This window comes from Paenibacillus sp. FSL R5-0908 (genome assembly GCF_038006245.1).
GTDB lineage: Bacteria > Bacillota > Bacilli > Paenibacillales > Paenibacillaceae > Paenibacillus_AQ > Paenibacillus_AQ odorifer.
In genome coordinates, this window is record NZ_JBBOUV010000001.1 from 1,717,849 (window position 1) to 1,739,304 (window position 21,456).

General features: G+C 49.2%; 17 protein-coding genes. All 17 read left to right on the forward strand.

Going from position 1 to position 21,456, the window contains the following annotated elements; genetic code table 11:
• The first annotated feature begins 61 nt into the window (after window positions 1-61).
• The gene (locus MKZ09_RS07695) at window positions 62-985 is read left to right on the forward strand and encodes an ABC transporter permease (protein WP_076207853.1); all 924 of its coding nucleotides are present in this window, start codon (window positions 62-64) and stop codon (window positions 983-985) included.
• Window positions 986-1,002: 17 nt separating this feature from the next.
• Window positions 1,003-1,932 (forward strand): carbohydrate ABC transporter permease, encoded by a 930-nt coding sequence (locus MKZ09_RS07700; RefSeq protein ID WP_081394398.1) that lies wholly within the window; start codon window positions 1,003-1,005, stop codon window positions 1,930-1,932.
• 127 nt (window positions 1,933-2,059) lie between these two features.
• Entirely contained in the window at window positions 2,060-3,613 is a 1,554-nt protein-coding gene (locus MKZ09_RS07705; protein ID WP_076207852.1) for an ABC transporter substrate-binding protein, read from the forward strand.
• A 116-nt stretch (window positions 3,614-3,729) separates the two neighbouring features.
• On the forward strand, window positions 3,730-5,484 hold the full coding sequence (locus tag MKZ09_RS07710) for a sensor histidine kinase (RefSeq protein WP_076207850.1): 1,755 nt from the start codon (window positions 3,730-3,732) through the stop codon (window positions 5,482-5,484).
• Entirely contained in the window at window positions 5,477-7,111 is a 1,635-nt protein-coding gene (locus MKZ09_RS07715) for a helix-turn-helix domain-containing protein (protein ID WP_076207848.1), read from the forward strand. The genes MKZ09_RS07710 and MKZ09_RS07715 overlap by 8 nt, the downstream gene beginning before the upstream one ends.
• Before the next feature lie 5 nt (window positions 7,112-7,116).
• Window positions 7,117-8,070, forward strand: a complete 954-nt coding sequence (locus MKZ09_RS07720) for an alginate lyase family protein (protein WP_076207846.1) — start codon at window positions 7,117-7,119, stop codon at window positions 8,068-8,070.
• A 21-nt stretch (window positions 8,071-8,091) separates the two neighbouring features.
• Window positions 8,092-9,222: a glycoside hydrolase family 88 protein gene (locus MKZ09_RS07725; protein ID WP_256719301.1), complete on the forward strand. Its 1,131-nt coding sequence runs from the start codon at window positions 8,092-8,094 to the stop codon at window positions 9,220-9,222.
• A 199-nt stretch (window positions 9,223-9,421) separates the two neighbouring features.
• Window positions 9,422-10,456 (forward strand): LacI family DNA-binding transcriptional regulator, encoded by a 1,035-nt coding sequence (locus MKZ09_RS07730; RefSeq protein WP_341040779.1) that lies wholly within the window; start codon window positions 9,422-9,424, stop codon window positions 10,454-10,456.
• 135 nt (window positions 10,457-10,591) lie between these two features.
• Window positions 10,592-13,765 (forward strand): alpha-mannosidase, encoded by a 3,174-nt coding sequence (locus MKZ09_RS07735; RefSeq protein ID WP_076207866.1) that lies wholly within the window; start codon window positions 10,592-10,594, stop codon window positions 13,763-13,765.
• A gap of 182 nt (window positions 13,766-13,947) precedes the next feature.
• Window positions 13,948-14,262 carry a hypothetical protein gene (locus MKZ09_RS07740; RefSeq protein WP_341040780.1) on the forward strand — a complete coding sequence of 105 codons (315 nt, stop codon included), beginning with the start codon at window positions 13,948-13,950 and terminating at the stop codon, window positions 14,260-14,262.
• A gap of 503 nt (window positions 14,263-14,765) precedes the next feature.
• The gene (locus MKZ09_RS07745) at window positions 14,766-15,713 is read left to right on the forward strand and encodes an ABC transporter permease (RefSeq protein ID WP_256719300.1); all 948 of its coding nucleotides are present in this window, start codon (window positions 14,766-14,768) and stop codon (window positions 15,711-15,713) included.
• Window positions 15,710-16,591, forward strand: coding sequence for a carbohydrate ABC transporter permease (locus tag MKZ09_RS07750; protein WP_076207838.1), 882 nt, complete (start codon window positions 15,710-15,712; stop codon window positions 16,589-16,591). The genes MKZ09_RS07745 and MKZ09_RS07750 overlap by 4 nt, the downstream gene beginning before the upstream one ends.
• A gap of 72 nt (window positions 16,592-16,663) precedes the next feature.
• Window positions 16,664-16,972, forward strand: a complete 309-nt coding sequence (locus MKZ09_RS07755) for a hypothetical protein (protein WP_076207836.1) — start codon at window positions 16,664-16,666, stop codon at window positions 16,970-16,972.
• Between the two features lie 6 nt (window positions 16,973-16,978).
• Window positions 16,979-17,587 carry an extracellular solute-binding protein gene (locus tag MKZ09_RS07760; RefSeq protein WP_143767383.1) on the forward strand — a complete coding sequence of 203 codons (609 nt, stop codon included), beginning with the start codon at window positions 16,979-16,981 and terminating at the stop codon, window positions 17,585-17,587.
• 30 nt (window positions 17,588-17,617) lie between these two features.
• Window positions 17,618-17,827: a transposase gene (locus MKZ09_RS07765; RefSeq protein WP_256719299.1), complete on the forward strand. Its 210-nt coding sequence runs from the start codon at window positions 17,618-17,620 to the stop codon at window positions 17,825-17,827.
• 98 nt (window positions 17,828-17,925) lie between these two features.
• Window positions 17,926-18,783, forward strand: coding sequence for an IS3 family transposase (locus tag MKZ09_RS07770; protein WP_256719304.1), 858 nt, complete (start codon window positions 17,926-17,928; stop codon window positions 18,781-18,783).
• A 970-nt stretch (window positions 18,784-19,753) separates the two neighbouring features.
• Window positions 19,754-21,454 (forward strand): sensor histidine kinase, encoded by a 1,701-nt coding sequence (locus tag MKZ09_RS07775; RefSeq protein WP_076207829.1) that lies wholly within the window; start codon window positions 19,754-19,756, stop codon window positions 21,452-21,454.
• Window positions 21,455-21,456: the final 2 nt, after the last annotated feature.

Consider the following 21,456-nt stretch of genomic DNA (forward strand, 5'->3'; position numbering starts at 1 on the left):
TCTTTCAATGGACTATCATTAGTACATAACCAATAAGAAAAAGAGGATGTGATCAACCACGATGACGCATACGCCTGTCCGAAAGTTTTTCAAAAAATACAAAGTGCTGCTGTTAATGATGGTACCGGGGATTCTCTACCTGCTCTTGAACAATTATCTGCCGATGTTTGGGGTAATGATTGCTTTCAAGAATATCAACTACGCCAAAGGGATATGGGGCAGCGATTGGATCGGCTTCAAAAACTTTGAGTTTTTGTTCAGTACCAGCGATGCTTACATAATCACGAGAAATACGATTTTGTATAATTTTTCATTTATCGTCATCAACCTGATCGGTGCGGTGGGCCTGGCTGCCTTGATGAACGAGCTTAAGAACAAGCTGGCTGCCCGTTTCTATCAAAGCGTGATCCTGCTGCCGCATTTGTTCTCCGCCGTTATTATCGGCTATCTCGTGTTCGCCTTTCTCAGTGCGGATTACGGCTATCTGAATAACAAGGTCCTGCCCTGGCTTGGAATTGAGCCGCTGAGCTGGTATAACGAACCTAAAGTGTGGCCGTATATTCTGATTATTGTCAACACATGGAAGAGTGTCGGGTACTTAAGCATCATCTATCTGGCAGCGATTATTGGCCTGGACAAAGAATATTATGAAGCGGCCGTCATTGACGGCGCGAATAAGTGGCATCAGTTCAGCAAAATCACCCTCCCTTTGATCGCACCGGTCATCATTGTCATGACGCTGATGCAGATCGGCCGGATTTTCTCTTCCGACTTTGGGTTGTTCTACCAGGTGACCATGAACTCGGGCTCGATACTGCAGACAACGAATGTCATTGATACCTACGTATACCGCGCGCTTATGAACCTGGGCGATATCGGAATGTCGTCGGCCGCCGGATTGTTCCAATCTGTGGTTGGATTCATCCTTGTTTTGACAGTGAATCTGATTGTGCGGAAAATAAGCAAGGAAAATGCTTTGTTCTGATGGGAGAGAGAAACGTTATGCAGGATACAAATTTGACTCCGGCAAGGAGTCAGGTTGCTCATTTCAAAAAAAGAAATTCGATGACTCAGGTAATGCTTCATATTATGTTCATCATTGCGGTTATTCTGATCCTAGTGCCGCTCGTTCTGGTGCTGACGGTATCGTTATCGGATGAGAATTCCATCTTTATTTCCGGATACTCCTTCTTACCTGAGAAATTCAGCTTTGCGGCTTATACCTTTTTGTGGCATGACAAAGCCAATATTCTCCATGCCTACGGCATAACGCTTTCGGTGACGCTCATTGGAGCCGTGGTAGGGCTGCTGATAACCTCTTTGTATGCCTATCCGATTTCCCGCCGGGATTTCCCGCTGCGGAACGGGTTTTCATTCTTTGTCTTTTTCACCATCCTCTTCGGGGGCGGGCTTGTGCCGTGGTACATGGTTTACACGAACATCCTCGATGTCAAAGACAGCATTCTGGGGCTGATTCTGCCGGGGCTGCTGATGAACGGCTTTAATGTACTGATTATGCGGACCTTTTTCCAGAACATCCCGTCGGCCTTGAATGAATCGGCTACCATCGACGGCGCGGGTGAATTCCGGATCTGGTGGCAGATTATTATGCCGCTGTCCCTACCTGTTCTGGCCACCATCGGGTTGTTCAGCACACTTGCTTACTGGAATGACTGGTTCAATTCCCTGATCTATATCTCGGATTCCAGACTGTACAGTCTGCAGTATGTGATGCAGAAGACACTGATGGACATCCAGTTTATCTCCATGCAATCGAATGCAGGAAACACCTCAAGCCTGCTCGCTACCATTCCTACTGAAACAGTGAGAATGGCGATGGCGATCATTGGTATCGGTCCGATTATACTAGCCTACCCTTTCTTCCAGCGTTATCTGGTACAGGGCTTGACAGTCGGTGCTGTGAAGGGTTAAGAGGCGTTCATTAACAGAGGAGTATGAAAGGGGGGGTGATTCGGGAGTCATTGGCATGAAGCGGTAAACGATTAAATTGGGGTCTGTCAGCAACAATTAATGAAAATTATAGCTGGAGGTTAGTTTTATGAAAAAGAAGGTTGGTACGCTATTAAGCTTGATTATGATCACGGCGACTGTCTTGACCGCATGCGGCAGTTCAGGGAATAATAATAAGGAGGGAACCTCTGCGGAGCCTGCCGAAAGCGCTTCCCCTACAACGGAGACTGCACAAGCTACTGAAGCTCCCCAATTGGATCCTTATAAACTGGTGATGTACTATCCAGCCTCTACAGCTAAGGACCTGGGCCTTGTCCAGGATGAACTGAATAAATATCTGACAGAAAAGATTAATGCAACGATCGAATTGAAACCGATTGATTGGGGTGCATGGAATGATAAAACCAATCTCATGTTCACCTCCAATGAGAAATTCGATGTAATCTTCACCGCTTCTTACCTGGCCTATAACTCCAATTCAACCAAGGGACAGTATCTGCAGCTGGATGATCTCCTGGACCAATACGGTCAGGGAATCAAGGATACTCTCGGCCCTGACTGGCTGAAGGGCAGCCAGATTGACGGTCACAGCTTTGCAGTCCCCACACTGAAGGAATTTGCCGGATCCGCCGGTATACTCTTCAGAAAAGATCTGGTTGATAAATACCAAATTGATCTGGACTCCATTAACACTCTGGATGAATTGACTCCTGTCTTCCAAAAAATCAAAGAGGGCGAGCCTGGTGTGACTCCGCTCGTTGCTGCCGGATCCCTGAATCTGACCGGTATGGTTGGCGGATATTCCCTGGATAACCTCAGCGACACTTTAGGCGTACTGGACCCGGATAAAGGCGACATGAAGGTAGTCAGCCTGCTGGAAACCGATAAGGTGAAGAATACGATCAATCTGATGCGGAAATGGAACCTTGCCGGTTATGTCAACAAGGATGCCGCAACCATCAAGGATGACCAGCTGTATAATCTGATGAAAGCGGGTAAAGGCTTTGCCTTTGCAGCACCGACGAAACCTGGTAAAGATGCCGAAATGAGTACAACTCTTGGTATGGAGCTGGTTCAAAAGGATTTCCTGAAGCCACAGACCACTACAGGCGAAGCAACCGGCGCTATGCTGGCGATCTCCAGAACCTCGGCTAACCCAGAGCGGGCCATGATGTTCCTGAACCTGCTGTATACAGATAAAGAGCTGATCAATTTGCTCGACTTCGGTATTGAAGGAACACATTATGTGAAGAGTGCGGATAATATCCTCAGCTATCCTGAAGGCGTGACTGCCCAGACCAGCGGATATAATCCTGGTACTGCCTGGATGTTCGGTAATCAAATGAACACTTACCTGTGGGACAATGAAGATCCGCAGAAATGGGAGAAATTCAAAGCCTTTAACGACAGCTCGACCAAATCACCTGCACTCGGCTTTGTATGGGATCCAACCAATGTCAAGAACGAAGTCGCAGCTTGTGCCAATGTGAAGGCAGAGTTCAACGCTTCATTGTTTACAGGGGCAATCGACCCGGATAAATACATGTCACAGTACATCCAGAAGCTGAAGGATGCCGGCCTGGATAAGATTATTGCCGAGAAGCAAAAACAACTGGATGAATGGGCCAAGACGAATCAGTAAACTAAGCTTATAAATCCGCCTGGAGCGTGAGCCTGAATTGGCTCATGCTCTTCCCTGTTTAGTTTATAATGGATACAGGAATAATCCGGAATTGCGGCAAAAGAGGGGGACAGGTTATGACCTTACGGATAAAAATGATTCTTGCATTTTGCATAATAACCCTCCCGCTTGTTTGTTTTTTGCTGTATACCAACTATTACTCCAGTCAGGTCGTCAGGGAACAGGTTGCAAATTACAATTCCGCATTGCTGACCCTATACGGTGATCAAATTGATCAGACGCTGGATAATGACAACAGCTATCTCTACAGGCTGGCCAACCAGGAGCCGGATATCCGCTCCCTCGTGTACAATTTGGATAATGAGGATGAATATACACTCACACGTGTAGCCGTAATTAACAAGATGTACGCGGATTTTTCTTATAATAGCAGCTTTTATTTGAATTTTGTCTACATTCCGTTCAATGAGGATTTGATTGCAGCTCAGATCACCCAAAAGTCCTATGAAGAATCTGTTCAAATACAGAATTATTTGAGCAATCTGTTCTCCTTCAGAGCGAAGGATTCAAGCCTAAGCTTATTCGAAAACAGCTGGAGGCATTGCCGGATCGGGGATGAACAGTTTCTGCTGCGCATTGTGGAGACGGATACAAATACCTATGTCGGAGCCTTGATTAAAAGCGACGATCTGATGGTCCCCCTTCAGCTGATATCGGAAGAGCGCCATATGAAAACTTTTATGCTGGACAGCAAGGGAGGCTGGCTTACCTCTACGCCGCCTGATGCATGGGAAGAAGTGACGGCAGCGATTCAAAAGAAGACAGGACTGTATCAAACCGTGGTGGGGAAAGACAAGTATCTGCTCGTTCATCATCAGATGCGTCTTTCGGATCTCGGTCTCGCCGCGATGATCCCGGAGAAGGTAATGCTTCAGCAGGTTCCGCTGTTTCAGCGGATTAGCTTTGCGATTCCTTTTGCCGCCGGAGCCATTCTGCTCATTCTTCTGATCTACTTCCAGAAGCTGGTGATCAAGCCCATCCATCATTTGATCAAGGGCATGCGGCTGATCAGCAAAGGGAATTTGGATACCCGGCTGTCGACTGATCTTTCCCATGAATTTTCTTTGATCAGCGGCACGTTCAACAATATGGCTTCGCAGATTCAGGATTTGAAGATACATGTGTACGAAGAAGAAATCCGTTCGCACAAAGCCGAACTGAAGCAGCTGCAGCTGCAGATCAATCCGCATTTTTTGTTTAATTCGCTTAATATTATTTACAATTTAGCCGTAACCAAAAGATTTCAGCTTATTCAGAAGATGTCTTCCCATTTGGTTGATTATTTGCGCTTTTTTGCCCGGCTGAGAGAACCGCTGATTTCGATCCGGGATGAGATGGACAACATCGGACACTATATGGAAATTCAGAAGCTGCGCTTCCCCAAACATCTGGAATATGAATACGCCTACGAAGAAACGCTGGAAGAATTTCAGATTCCGCCTCTTACCATTCAGCCATTCGTTGAGAATGCCCTGAATCACGGATTTGCGACCGGGAAGGATGTTTTCCGGGTTCACGTTCAAGTGTATGGACGGAGAGAACAAGAACAGGATTATTGTGAAATTAGAATTGCAGACAACGGTAAGGCATTCCCTGCAGAGCTCGTCGAACATTTTTCCGCAGTGATGGAGGACCGTTCTTTTACAAATGAGCACATCGGCATCTGGAATGTCTTCAACCGTCTAAAAATGGTGTACCAGGAAGAAGCACGATTGATGCTGTCTAACCTGGAACCGCATGGAGCCTGCGTGACCATCCGGATTCCGATCCGCAGCCGAGAACATGAGGGAGGTGAATTCCGCAATGCTTAATCTGCTGATTGTGGATGACGAAATTTATGCTGTTGAAGGTCTTAAGACGGGAGTGGCATGGTCATCTCTGGGCTTTACCGGTGTCTATGAAGCCTACAATGTCAAGGATGCGCAAGAGATCATCCGGCAGGTTCCGATTGACATCGTCATCTGCGATATTGAAATGCCGGAGGGCAACGGCTTCGAGCTGCTGGAATGGATCCGTGGCCATGATCCCGATATCGCCAGCCTTTTCCTGACCTGCCATGCGGATTTTCAGTATGCGCAGCGTGCGATCCAACTGGGAACGCAGGATTATCTGCTCAAGCCGGTAAATTTCTCCGAATTGAAAGAAGTTGTCCAAAGACTGATCGCCATGGTTTCGGAGGACCGGGATTTGAAGGCGGCCCAAGAGGTGGCCCAGGCTTTCTGGGAGATCAAAAAACCGCTGCTGTTCGAACGTTTCTGGCAGGATGTGCTGGGTTCCCGTCTGCCGGCATCGGCAGATCAGCTGCGCAAGGCGCTGCAGGAATTTATGGTTCCGTTCAATCCGGACCGGATGGAAGTGCTGCCCGTTCTGATCAGCGTGGAGCAGTGGACCCAGGTCTTCACGGAACGCGATGAGGAACTGATGGAATACGCGATCCGCAAGGTTGCAGAAGAGATCATTCTGGCGGGAGATCCGGGCTGTACGGTTCAGGACCGCATCGGCGCAAATCTTGTCATTCTATATTGCGACGCCGCGAAGGTGGCAGACCTGAATGAGCTTGCGGGGCGGTGTGAAGCCTTCATCCAATATTGCCGTCGGCATTTCTACTGCAGAATTTCCTGTTATATAGGAGAACAAACAGCGATTGAACGGATGAAAGCAAGTTATGAAGCGCTGCTCAAAATGGAATATGACAACATTACCAAATCCCATGCTGTCCATCTGTACAAACTGAAAAATGAAGAAACGCACCAGCTGCACGCCGTTGATTTATCCGCCTGGCCCGCTTTGATAGAGAAAGGCGATGAGAAAGTGCTGCATGAGCGGATTCATCAATCGCTCGCCGCCTTGAAATTCGAAGGAGGCAACGCGGAAGCGCTGCTGATGTATTATCACAGTGTGCTCCAGTCCATCTATCTGGTGCTTCATAAGCGGGGGAAATCCGTGCAGGAGGTCTTTGCCGAAGCTGGAGTGTTGGAACCGGCATCGTTCCCCAAAACCATCCGCCAAATGGAGGAATGGGCGATCAAGGTGACTGGAGCGGTCGGCCGTTCCGTGAAGACGGATGAAGATTCTATTGTCCATCAGGTGAAGGAATATATCAATTATCATCTGGATGAGCGGATTGAGCGCATGGAACTGGCGGAATTGGTTCACCTAAACCCGGCTTATTTGTCAAGATTGTTCAAAAAAGAGACAGGCGAGCCGCTTACCGAATATATATTGTCCCGGAAGATGGAGCTGAGCAAGCAGCTTCTGCGGGGCAGCAGCAAGCCTATCAGCGAGATTGCCCAGGTAGCGGGATACAGTAATCTGTCCTACTTCTCAAAGGCATTCAAAAAGACGTTCAATATCAGTCCCATGGCTTACCGCAAGGACCGTAAAATAGACTCTGCCGCTGCGGGGACAGATCAGCCAAATCACAGAAAAGGAAGATGAAACATATGACAGAAGCACTGGAGCTTCTTCTGCAGGATGCCGGGCATGGCTTGACGGTATCCTGCCATGCGGTTGCAACCTGGAGAATTCCCGGGTTCTATATGGATGCCGAAGGCCATCTGGAGGCCAAGCGGTTAATGGAACCGGATGCGCAGGCGGCGTATGCCGCCGCCCTGGCCTATCGCTATACCGGCAAAACGGCTTATGCCGAGAAGGCGGTGGAAATGATCGACGGCTGGGCCGCAATCAATCAGGAATTTACCGAGAATGACGGTCCGCTGGTGTCCGCTTATCTGGGGGTTGGCCTGATCCGGGCAGCGATATGGATCAAGGATTACCCGGGGTGGGAGCAGAAAGCGAGAGAGCGGTTTACCCGCTGGATAACAGACATCTGCCTGCCGGCCTGGGCGGGCATTCCGGGCCGGAACAACTGGTGGAACTGGAGTCTTTATGCGCAGGCGGCGTTTTATCATTTTGCAGACGACAACGCGAACCTTAAGCGGATCACAGCGGAGCTGAAGACACACATCGGAAATTCTATCTCCGCAGAGGGATTTATTCCGGAAGAAGCGGAAAGAGGGCAGAACGGAATGTGGTATCACTATTTTGCCCTCGCCCCTCTGACGGCTGCCGCTTATCTGGTGCAGGAAGCAATCGGTGAGGATCTGTTCCACTATACTTCATCTGATGGTAAGAGCATCAAGCTGGCGCTGGACGCCCTGTTCCGCTATGTGGACGGCCGTGTGGAGGAATGGCCTTTCACACCTGATCAGAATTTCCCTGAGCTCGCTGTAGATACTTGGCCGGTAGAACTGTATGATGCGATGGCGGTCATCTATCAGGATGCGGAATATGAACGCTTCGCCGCACCGTACCGCCCGGTCGTGGGAAACCGCAACTCCGGCAGCGGCTATTATTTATCCTATGCCTGGATCTATCCGTCTCTGATCCTGGATTAAAGCATGAATGGAGGTTACAAGATGAATCAGGAACACTTCAAACGGGCGGCTGAGTTCGTGCTGGAGCGGATGGACCGCAGCTTGATTATGCTGGACGGCCAGTTTCCGGCGGCGGCCAGCAGAGGTCTGATCTATGAAGGTACCGGCAATGTAGACTGGACTCCGGGATTCTGGACCGGTATGCTCTGGCTGGCCTATGAGCTGACAGAAGATGAGAAGTACCGGAATGCTGCCGAGGCGCAGCTTGCAAGCTTCAAGCGGCGGGTGGAGGAACAGATTGAAACGAACACCCATGATCTTGGGTTTCTGTACAGCCTGTCGGCTGTAGCTGCTTACCGGCTCACAGGCAGTGAAGAAGCAAAAGCGATGGCGCTTCAGGCTGCCGACCTGCTGACTGAGCGCTATTTCCCCAAAGCGGGCATTATCCAGGCCTGGGGAGATTTGAATGATCCGGAGGAATGCGGACGGATGATCATGGATTGCCTGATGAATTTGCCGCTGCTCTACTGGGCAACCGAGGTGACGGGCGATGCCCGGTATGCGGATATGGCCCGCAGCCACGCCAAGCAGTCGGCCGCTTATCTGGTCCGGCCGGATCACACCAGCTATCATACCTATTATATGGATGTGCTGACCGGAGGACCAAAATACGGAAATACCCATCAGGGATACTCCGACGATTCCTGCTGGGCCAGAGGACAGGCCTGGGGGATGTACGGATTTTTGCTGAGCTACCTTTATACCAAGGAGGCTTCGTTCATCGAAGTGTCCAAAGTATTGAGCGATTATTTCCTGTCACGGCTTCCCGGGGACGGCATCGTATACTGGGATCTGATCTTCACTGAAGAATCCGGTCAGGAGAAGGACAGCTCGGCTTCGGCCATCGCGGTCTGCGGTCTGCTGGAACTGGTCAAGCAGCTGTCTCCGGAAGATCCGGACAGAGAGCGTTATGAGGCTGCGGCATTGGCCATGATGGAATCCCTGTCTTTGAAGTACACGACGGAAGACCACCCGGAATCGAACGGAATTCTGAAGCATGCTGTATACAACAAGCCGCGGGGCTGGGGTATCGATGAATGCAATCTGTGGGGCGATTATTTCTATCTGGAGGCGCTTGTCCGGTTGCTCAAGGATTGGCGGCCGTATTGGTAAAACGCTGACGGCAATGTATTTATCAAAAGCCAAAAATTTCTGTGCTTCACACAATAAATTATCCATATCTTTAACACAGAGACGGCTGCGTCATCCATCTATGGACGGCGCAGCCGTCTCTGCCTGGTGCAGCGAAATTTCCGAAAAAATGTTGTACACGTATTCATAACACGTGTTATACTGTCGTTGAGGTGCTGACATGGGAAAAAAAAGAGTGACCAGCTTTGACGTAGCCAAGCGGGCGGGGGTATCCCGCAGTGTGGTTTCCGCTGTGCTGAATGATACTCCCGGAATCGGGGTTGGGCCGGAGACACGCGAGGCTGTACTGGAGGCCATCCGTGAGCTGAATTACCATGTGGATGCCGGAGCACGCAGCATGAAGACCGGGAGAAGCATGAGTCTGGCGGCTTTCGGAGACACCCGCCATCCGTTGTTTACCCGTCTGCTGGAGGGAATGCAGCGGGAATGCGAGAGCAGCGGATATCACATCCTGCTGTGCTCTCCGCGCCACAGAGGGAACAGCGAGGGCCGCGCGGAGCTTCTGGAGCTCTATCACCAGCGGAAGATCGACGGGATTGTGACGCTTGATCACACCAGCTATGGTGATGAGGAATGGGCTGCGAAGATAGGCGCAGCCGGAATCCCCTATGTTTCTGTGGAAGGGTATGCGGAGGTACCCGGTGTATATTCCGTGCTGGCCGATTATTCCGGCAGTGTGGAGACGGCGCTGAATTATCTGCTGCGTGAAGGGACTCCGCAGCAGTGTCCGGTCTATGCCGAGGTGTACCACAGAGGCAGTGCGGATAACTGGGCGGAGCGAAACCGCCGCGATGCCTATACCGGCTGGTGCAGTGCACATGGAATGAAGCCATCGGTGGTGCGGGTGGATGAGCGGGGGGAAGAATGGACGGATTGCCTGCAGAGACTGACGCAAACCGGACAGTCTCTGCCGCCGCTGCTGGTCAACTGGTCAAGCGCCGTCCCGGATCTGTACCGGGCGGCTCACAGGCTTGGCCTGCGTATCGGCGAAGATCTGCGGATTATGGCTGCAGACAATACGATTCAAGGCCATCGTCTCAGCCTGCCTTCCCTTAGCTGTGTAGAAATCCCCTATGTCAGCATGGGGGAAGAAGCCGTCCGCTGCGTCCTGAGGCAGATGAACGGGCAGAAGGAAGAGGTACAGGCAGACAAGATTTGGCTGCCGGCTGTGCTAAGGGCAGGGGAGAGCGCATAAGGGCAAGGTTTCAAATGAAACCTTGCTTTCGCTCAGCTTGTAGTTGCGGGGCCGCGGCACCGCTCTTAATGGGACGGGACCGTTGCCCTCGCCTAATAACACGTGTTATATATGAGGAGGAGATTGAGAATGAAGATGTTCTGGACGGAAGAGAAGCTTGCCTTAAGATTGGAGGAGCTGGAGACTTACCGGTACCGCGAGATTCTGCCGCTCAATGAATGGTCGGTGGCTGACGATATGGACGGGAACAATGGGGTCTATCCGGCTGTGATTGCGGATGACAAGAAGCTGCATCAAGGAGATGACTGGACGGGCAGTGACGTATACCTGTGGCTGCAGCGAAAAGTGCTGGTGCCTGCGGCATGGCAGGGCAAACGGGTAGTAGGCTTGTTCGACTTCGGACGGACTGGCGGAGGCAACGCCAGCGGCTTCGAGTCACTGCTGTTTCTGGACGGCAAGCCTTATCAAGGGGTGGATTCCAACCATCAGGAGGTATTCCTGGAGGCGGACGCCGCCGGCAGAGAGCTGGACTTCACCTTCAGATTATGGTCAGGCCTGAACGGCGACGGCCAGCAGACTCCCCAGGAGCACCGGATCAAGCGGTCGGAGCTTGCCTATCTGGATGAAGCGGCCGACAACCTGTATTATACGGGCCGGGCGGCGCTGGATACCTACAAGCAGCTCGCGGACAACCAGGCAGAGAAGCATGAACTGCTGATGGCGCTGAACCGTTCGTTCAATAAACTTGACTGGTCCAAACCCGGCAGCGGGGAATTCTATGCTTCAGTCCAGGCGGCCGAGCAGTGCCTGCTGGAAGCTATAACCCGGCTGGAGCAGAAGCATCCGGTTACTGTAACGGCCATCGGCCACACGCATATTGACGTTGCCTGGCTGTGGCGGCTTACCCATACCAGGGAAAAGGCGGCCCGTTCATTCTCCACCGTGCTCCGGTTAATGGAGCAGTTTCCGGAATACGTCTTTCTGCAGACCCAGCCGCAGCTCTATGCCTATCTCAAGCAGGACTACCCGGAGATCTACGCCGAGATTAAGCAGCGGGTGGAAGAAGGCCGCTGGGAGGCCGGAGGCGCAATGTGGCTGGAGGCTGACTGCAATCTGACCAGCGGGGAATCGCTGGTCCGCCAGATTCTCTACGGCACGAAATTTTTCCGTGAGGAATTCGGGGTAGACTGCAAGTATTTATGGCTGCCGGATGTGTTCGGCTACAGCTGGGCACTGCCGCAGATTCTGCGCAAGTCGGGAATCGACACCTTTATGACCACGAAGATCAGCTGGAGCCAGTACAACCGCATGCCGCATGACACCTTCCAATGGAGAGGAATCGACGGCAGCGAGGTGCTGACCCATTTCATTACCACACCGGTGAACCCGAATTCCAGCGAGTGGTACTATACGTATAACGGCGTTCTTGAGCCTTATTCCGTGCAGGGAATCTGGGACAATTACCGGGATAAGAACCTGAATCGCGAGCTACTGCTCGCTTACGGTTACGGCGACGGCGGCGGCGGCGTCAACCGGGAGATGCTGGAGCTGCGGCGGCGGCTCGATACGATGCCTGGCATTCCCCAGGTGAAGCCGGGCCGGGCGGATGAATACTTCGAGCGTCTCCATGAAACGATTGAAGGCACGGATCAATATGTTCATACATGGGATGGGGAACTGTATCTGGAGTATCACCGGGGGACTTACACCAGCCAGGCACATAACAAGCGGATGAACCGCAAGCTGGAGCTGCTGTACCGGGAAGCGGAATGGCTGCAGGTGCTGCTGGCCGCCGAGACAGGCGGATTCGCACAATATCCTGCGGACCAGCTGCTGGAGGGCTGGCAGACTATTCTGCGCAACCAGTTCCATGATATTATACCTGGTTCTTCGATCCATGAGGTCTATCAGGATTCACGGCTGGAATATGCGGAGGCGGAGAACCTTGGCCGGGCTGTTCTCGACGCTGCCGCTGCCGGGCTTGTGAAGCTGCCTGAGACAGCAGGTACGGCTGCACCGGCGGATTCGGCGCTTCAGCAGGAATATACGCTGTTCAACAGCGCGTTCTTTGACGGCGTCCGGCTGGCAGCCGTGCCTTACAGCGGGGAGAACGCCGTCTGGACGGATGCCGGAGGCAACCCGCTTTCAGCCCAGCGCTCCGGCGGACAGTGGCTGGTTGAGGTGGCGGATGTTCCGGCGATGGGCAGCCTGGTGATCAGAGCTGCTGCCGCTGCCTCTACGGGCAATCCTGCACCAGATGTTCCGTTTACCTGGGAGGATTCACGGCTCACTACTCCATTGTATATTCTGGAATGGAACGCGGCCGGACAGCTGAGCCGGATCTTTGACCGCAGGGAAGAACGCGAGGTGCTGGCACCAGGCGAATGCGGTAATCAGCTGCAGGTATTCGAGGATAAGCCGAAGATGTTCGATGCCTGGGATATCGATTTGTATTATCAGGAGAAAATGCGGGCGGTCAGCGATCTGAGCTCCGTAGAACTCGTAGAATGCGGTCCGCTGCAGGCTGTGCTGGAATTTGTCTGGACGTACATGGATTCTTCCATTATCCAGAAGGTAAAGGTATATGCCGGAAGTGCGCGAATCGACTTCGATACTCTGGTCGACTGGCATGAACAGCACCAGCTGTTGAAGGCAGCTTTCCCTGTCGCTGTACGGTCAACAGAAGCAACCTATGATATTCAGTTCGGGAATGTGAAGCGGCCGACCCACTGGAATACAAGCTGGGAATATGCGCGGTTCGAGAGTGTCGGCCATCAGTGGGCCGATCTGTCGGAACGGGGATACGGCGTAAGCCTTCTGAACGACTGCAAATACGGTTATGATATCAAGGATCACACCATGAGACTGTCGCTGATCAAATCGGCAACCAATCCGGACCCGCTGGCTGATCAGGGGGAACACCGCTTCACTTATGCTTTGCTTCCGCATACAGGGGACTGGTCCACAGCGCGCACGGTGCCGGAGGCATGGGCGCTGAACAATCCACTGCTTGCTGCTGAAGGGGCTTATACTGCCGGAAGCGGCAAATCCCTGATCACCACCGATGCTCCAAACATCGCCATTGATGCCGTCAAGCAGGCCGAGGATGGCAGCGGCTGGATCGTCCGTTTCCATGAATATACGGGAACACGCTGCTCCGTGGAGCTCAGCAGTGATTACTCCGTCGCCTCATGGCAGGCCTGCGATCTGATGGAGCGTCCGCTGGAGGCGGAAGCGGTGGCCGGTCCGGCCTTCCGCCTCGATTTTAAGCCTTATGAAATTCACACGGTCCATATTACATTCGCCTAATCTAATATAGCTCTCGCAGGGGATCTCAACAGCCGTTTCAGGACTGCTGAGATCCCTTTTTTTGTTGTTTAGGAAATTATGATTTTCGTCCATTGTGTCCTGCAGAATCCCCCGGAAGTCGGAAGCTCAGTCATTAAAAGGTTAAATCCACTGATTTCGCCAGAAGCGGGCCAAAGGAGAAAATGAAGGACATAAATGTACTTGATTTCGCCAGAAGAGGGACGAAGGAGAAAATGAAGGGCATAAATGCGCTTGAATTCGCCAGAAGCGGGCCAAAGGAGAAAATGAAGGACATAAATGTATTTGATTTCGCCAGAAGCCAGCCAAAGGAGAAAATGAAGGACATAAATGCGCTTGAATTCGCCAGAAGCGGGACAAAGGAGAAAATGAAGGGCATAAATGTACTTGATTTCGCCAGAAGCGGGCCAAAGGAGAAAATGAAGGACATAAATGCGCTTGAATTCACCGGGGGCTTCCCCCGATATAGTGTGAATTGAATAATGAGGTGGCTTAGGAATCAGCATTCGCTGCACAGGCCGCATAAGCTCGTGCTTAATTCGCCCGTTAGGGCAGGGAGAAGGAAAGTTGAGAAGCGATAGGAAACGTTGGGGAAAGCAGCGGGAGAGGCAGTGAGTCGGAGGAGTGGAAAATGAAAATTAAAATAATTATGAAATGTAGTAGAGCCGAACCGTTCTCCATGCCGAAGGATCAAGCGGACCTTTGCTGGAGCGGCAACCGCTAATCATGGTGTGACCCCTTAGTGGAGAACGATCTTGAAAAGGCTGTGCCAAAGCCTTCTGTTCTGCATGCCTTCAGGGCGGCTACGTCAATCTTTGATGCTTTCTGAAGTTCTGATGCTTTCGGGAAACGGGAGATTCATGCAAATAGTAATTCCTGTTAAATCCCGCAATTGCGGGGTTTATAAGGTCTTGTTAAGGTTAGCTCAGACAAGAAGAAGTAGACATGACTCATTACAACGAAATTAGGAGGTCTTTTGGGAATGCAACATGTACGAGGTCGGGGGATGAGCTACAAGCTGCGGCAGATAGCGCGAAATCCTTTTTTATACTGGATGGCGGTGCCAGGGTTACTGTTCTTTCTTGTATTCAGTTATTTTCCAATTTACGGAATTATGATTGCTTTTAAGGATTACGACTTCTCCAAGGGAATCACAGGGAGTAACTGGGCAGGCTTCCGTAACTTTAATTATTTTTTCACATCAGATGATTTTTGGGTGATCCTGCGCAACACGGTGCTGCTTAATGTGCTGTTTATCCTGTTTACAACGCTTGCAGCTGTTCTGATAGCCCTGATGTTCAATGAGATCCGCAACAAGTATTTCAAAAGAATATCGCAATCGCTGATCTTTCTTCCTTATTTCATGTCCTGGATTGTGATTGGCATGCTTGTCCAGTCGTTTCTCGGCGGTGAATCGCCTCCGGTAAACGCCTGGCTGCAGAATCTGGGCTTTGAGCCGGTCAACTGGATGTTTGAGTCGGTGCTGTGGCCATGGATTCTGACGGTTATCCGGGTCTGGCAGGGAGCAGGCTACCTTTCCATTATCTTTTTGGCGGCGATCACCGGAATTTCCGAGGATCTGTATGAAGCAGCCCGGATTGACGGCGCCTCGAAGCTGCAGATTATGATGAAAATCACGCTGCCTCTGCTGGTACCGACGATCTCCATCATGACCCTGCTTGCAGTCGGCAAAATATTCAACGGAGACTTTGCCATGATTTATGCTATTATCGGGGATAATTCTCTGCTGTACCCTACCACCGATGTAATCGATACCTTCGTATTCCGCTCGATGAGGCAGCTCCATGATTTCGGAATGTCCTCTGCGGTAGGCTTGTTCCAGTCAGTTATGGGTCTGATCTTTGTAATTATCGCAATGCGGTTACCCGCAAAATGTCCAAAGAATCTGCTTTGTTCTAGGAGGAAATGATGAAACAGCCGTTGTCTGACCGCTTTTTTACTGCTGCTGCCTATATTATTCTAGTTCTCTTCACCCTGTTCTGTATCTTTCCCTTTCTACTGATGGTAATCGGATCCTTCACCGATGAAGGTGAATTGATTGTAAACGGTTATTCGCTCTTTCCCAAAAAATTCTCGGTTGCCGCCTATCAGGCGCTGCTGCATTCCGATGCCCTGTACCAGGGTTATGGTGTTACACTAATCGTTACGGCCCTCGGCACACTGACCGCACTTTGTATATCAGCCATGCTCGCCTATTCACTGGCCAATAAACGGAATGTGCTGCAGACGCCGTTTTTGCTCTTTTGCTACCTGCCGATGCTTTTCTCAGGAGGGATTATTCCTTTCTATATTGTGGTCAGCCAATGGCTGCACCTGCAGAATACCATCTGGGCGCTTATTCTTCCGCTGCTCTGCCAGCCTTTCCTGGTATTTCTTCTGGTCAGCTTCTTCCGGACCGTGCCGGAGGAGCTGGAGGAAGCGGCACGGATTGACGGTGCCAATGAGATGAGAGTGTTCTTCCAGATTATTCTGCCGATCTCCAAGCCGATTCTGGCTTCCGTAGGATTGTTCTATGCCCTGTATTATTGGAACGACTGGTTTATGGGCCTGATGTTCGTGGACAACGAGAAACTGTTCCCGCTGCAATTGATCCTGCGCCGGATGGTCTCCAACATGGAAGCGGCGAAGAATCTGATTCCGGCTTCCGCAGCGATTGCCACCCAGGCTCCGACCTACGGAGTGCGTATGGCTACAACTGTCCTGACGATCGGGCCGATCGTTCTGCTGTATCCGTTTTTGCAAAAGTATTTCGTCAAAGGCCTTACCGTCGGTGCTGTCAAAGGCTGACCTGATCACGGCATTAACCGGAATTTCCGGTTATCGCATATAAGCATTACACATTTAGGGAGGGTTATAAAAATGAAAAGAAAATTTCTAAGTACCACCCTGGTTGCGACCCTGTCACTTTCCATGCTGCTTGCCGGCTGTGGCGGCAATAACGGAAACAACGGGGCTGCGTCCGAAGCAACAAACGCTCCGCAGACTGCCGAACCAACCACTGCGGCAGAGACGCCCAAAGAAGTTGTGGCGCTCAAAGCCTTTTTCCCTGGCGATAAACCAACCGGCTTCGACGATGTACTCAAGGCCGTCAATGAGAAGCTGAAAGCCGACAATGTCGGGGCTTCGCTGAATATTAATTTCCTGCCCTGGTCCGACTACGGAAATTAGGTATCCGTGAAAATGTCCGCCGGTGAAGAATTCGATATGTATCTGGATGCTCCGTGGCTGTCCATGTCCCAAATGATCGCCAGTGGCTCGATTATTCCACTGGATGATATGGTAGCGGCGCGCAAAGAATTGAAGGAGTCTATTCCTGACCAAATGTGGGAAGCCAACAAATTCGGCGGAAAAACTATGGGAATTCCGCTTGGGACAACCCAAGGAACACTTTACGGGTTCGTAATCCGAAAGGATTTGCGTGAGAAGTATGGAATGCCCGAACTGAAAACAGTAGCAGATGTAGAAAAATTTCTGTACACCGTCAAAGAGAAGGAAAGGGACATCAAACCATTTATTATAGATGGACGCAGAGCGGATACCGCAAATACAGCACAAAACGATATCGATACTTCCGTCCCTATGTTCTACTACTCTAATAGCGACAAGAAAGTTGTCGGTGCTTGGGATGCCAAAACGTTTGATCAAGCATTTGACCGTTCCACCAAATATTATAAAGATGGTATTTTATCCAAAAATATTGCCCAGGAGCAAAATGCTGTCACGTTGTTTAACCAAGGCAAATATGCTGTTAGTCTTAAAAGTGGACACCCGTTAAGAGACTAGGGATAATGAGATTAACGAGGAGGTGTCCACATGAGTGGAACGCGAAAAAGCTACAACGACGAGTTTAAAAAGCAGACGGTAAAGTATATCCAGGAGCAGACCAAAACGGTGGCGGAACTGGCCCTGGAGCTGGATATCCCTGCAAAAACCCTACATCAATGGTTGGGCAAATACCGGCAGTTCCACAGTGAGTCTGTGTCCAGTCCAGAAAAAGTCAGAGAGCTCGAGCGCCAGCTGTAAGAGAAAGATCGGCAACTGGCTGATCTGGCTGAGGAAATGGAAATCTTAAAAAAAGCAGTGCACATCTTCAGCAATCCAAAGAACTGAGATTTCAGTTTATCGAAGATCATCGCTCCCGGTATTCGGTGGAGAAGATGTGCAGCGGCCTCGGGGTATCCAGGAGCGGTTATTACAAGTGGAGAACCGCCATGCCAAGCCCACAAGCAACCCGGAAAGCGTTGCTGTTCCGGCGGATTACCTATTATTTTCACGATACCCAGGGCCGCTATGGCAGTCCTAAAATCACCATTCTCCTGCAGCGTGAAGGGCACAAGGTGAGCGAGCGCACTGTAGGAAAATACATGAGAGAGCTGGGTTTCCGCTCTTGTGTAGCCAAGAAATTTCGTGTGAATACGACCGACTCCAACCACGATTTGCCCATTGCACCTAATTTACTGAACCAGCAATTTTCCACCCAAAAACCAAACCAGGCTTGGGTTGCGGACATTACCTACATTCCCTGCCGGGAAGGCCGGATGTATCTCGCCAGTGTACTTGACCTGTGTACGCGTGAAATCGTAGGCTGGCGGCTGGACGACCGGATGACTACCGACCTCGTTCTAGGCGCCTTGGACGATGCCTATAAGGCGAAGTGCCCGAAGAAAGACCTTATTCACCACTCAGATCGGGGCTCCCAGTATGCTTCCGAAGATTACCGTAAACGCCTGGTCAAGTACAAAATGAAAGCAAGCATGAGCCGGAAAGGCAACTGCTACGACAATGCCTGTATTGAATCGTTCCACAGCCTATTGAAGAAAGAGTTCATTTACTGCACTCGATTTAAGACAAAGAAACAGGCCTACGACGCCATCTACCAGTACATTGAATTTTTTTATAACCGCAAACGAATCCACGGGGCTCTGGGGTACGTCTCCCCGGTTCAGTTTGCAGCCAAATTCAAGCGAAAGTTCGCTTAGTTTTATTTTTTAGTGTCCACTTTCTTGACGGAGGTCCATTGAAGAGTTAGAAGGATCAGTAGATGGACTTGTTAAAGATATAGATAATTCGGAAAATTTTTCTTATTTGATTAACTTACTTTCTTTAGTTAATATCAATTTCAATAAGTATGTTAGTTTAATTGGTAGAATAATCAACCGGAAATTTGATTTTTCTGATTCCTAATCGAATCTATAATAGAACATCTGAAAAGAAAACTATTAAAGATTTATAGTGATATGTCAGATAAAGGTGAAGGAAATACATCTTCAAGTTGTTGAAGATCTATCACAAAAATATAGAGTAGTTTTGGAATAACGAACAGACTTCAATTGAAGGCTTGGATTAAGAATATCAGGAACTTGGAGAGTTTGGACTTGGGGATCAGCGAGGACTAAGAGGAAATATGTCGACAAAATAGGTAAATCGAGCGGTTGAAGTAGAAGAAAGAAATGCTAAAAAGTGCTAGTAGGTCTGGATGCAGGACATGAAAAAGAGTGGTATGAAAAGATTGAAAAATTCGAAATGAATGTCTAATTACTCATCATTGCAAGGTTTTGTGGTCGCAAGAAATGGGTATCACGCTCCTCTAAAACACAAAGAATTCGATCGAGATCTTGATGATAAGACACTGATAAAGAAGGTCTACGAGCAATACAATAGGGTCAGTAAATATCTTATCTAGGTCCTTAATTTTCAAAAGTGTTGAATTGAAAGTTATAACTAAATATTAATTGACTTAGTTCAACTCCTTATAGTTAGTATGTTACAATCTGGAAAGGTATCGTTTCCAGTCTGTCATAATACACTAAATCTATTGCAGAGATATAAGTTACTTTTACATAGATAGTATATTTCTCAGTGATAGAGCTTTTATACCAATCTACTAAGGGAATTGAAAACGCTGATATCTCTTGACTACGATTCTATAGAAAACAAGGTGTTCCTGAGATGACTTTGAAGAAAAGGATTTTTTTCATTTATTTAATAAGTTCGTTGATTCCGTTTGTTTTTATCAGCTTGATCTCATATTATACGATCAATTCGATTCTAACAAATAAACTTGAAACAGGTATCCAAAGTAATCTTAAGCAAGTGACCTTATCCTTGGATAACTCGCTCAGTAGCCTTAATCACATCTCGCAACAGTTTGCTTACGAAGGCACCATCCTGAAAGAACTGGATGAGCTAATGCGAACGGAGGAACCGTTTCGTCGGATGAAATTGCAGCATCAGTTCAAAAGTAAATTGAATTTGATCACCTTCACTAATCCGGAGATCGGCCTTGCAATGTACTATTTTGATAAAGATCAAACCTATCATTTCACCAATTTCCCAGTAAAGTATAGTTTTTCTCCCAACAAACTGCCTCTTTTTGCCCAATCTTATGGCATTACTTACTACGGGCCGCACGAAAGTTTTAACCGGCTTGATAATGAATACGTATTGTCTGTACTTAGAAAAGTGAATTTTCCCGGACGGGATGATGTGTATGTCTATATTGAATCGGGATTTCAATTATTGAAAAACATGCTTGATAATGAGGAGGCACAAAACAACTCTTCACGCTTGATTCTTCTGGATGCAGAGGGGAGGATCATATACAGTGAAGTTCCACGTCTGTTCAAGAGTGGAACATTTTTCCCTGAATCTGACAAAGGAAAAAATTCCGGCCATAGCAACGATTATTACTGGTTCCAACAAAAGAGTAAGCAAGGTTGGAGCGCAATTTCAGTTTTTGCGGAAGCGGATTTCAACCGGGAAAAGAACAGGTGGTTCCTTCAAATTTCTCTATTCTCTTTAGTGTTCCTTAGCGTGGCATTAATCATGGCCTGGGTCTTGTGGAAAATGGTCTACAGGCCGCTTAATTTGTTCCATAACGAAATCAAGATGATGACGCACGCCGAGCATCAATTGACTCTTAAGTCAACGAAGATCCCGGAATTCGACAGTTTACTGCGACAATTTCAAAATATGAAGAAAAACATTTGGGAATTGTTCGGCGAAGTTAAGGAAAAAGAAAAGCAACGCGTTGATCTGGAAGTGGAAAAGCTGCTCTACCAAATCAACCCCCATTTTTTGATGAATACCTTAGATACCGCACACTGGCTGGCGGTTATGAACGGTCAGCATGAAATTGACCGCCTCATCCAGGCTTTGAATAAATTATTATATTATAATCTGGGGAAATTAGGCCGTCCTTCTACCATCGAGGAAGAGATTAATGCTATTAAGCAGTATTTGACGCTGCAGCAAATTCGATATGATTTTCAATTCGATGTCCGTATCCAGGTTGACGAAGTCTTGCTAAAAAAAGAGGTACCCCGGTTTATCCTTCAACCGCTCGTTGAGAATTCCCTGTACCATGGGCTTGACGATGAAGGATACATCCTGGTTATTGTCAGGCTGAACCAAGGTATAGAGATTGCCGTACATGACAATGGAGTGGGAATGTCCGATGAACATATTCAAAAACTGTTGACCAACAAGACATCAGAGCAACAGAAGTCAGGGATGGGAATCGGAATGAATTACGTTAAACGGACGATTGAATCCCGTTATGGTCAGCTGGCCAAGCTGGAGATTGAAAGCGAACCAGGCAAAGGAACTAGTATTTTCCTAACGCTACCGCTAGAAGAGGAGAGAGTATAAAC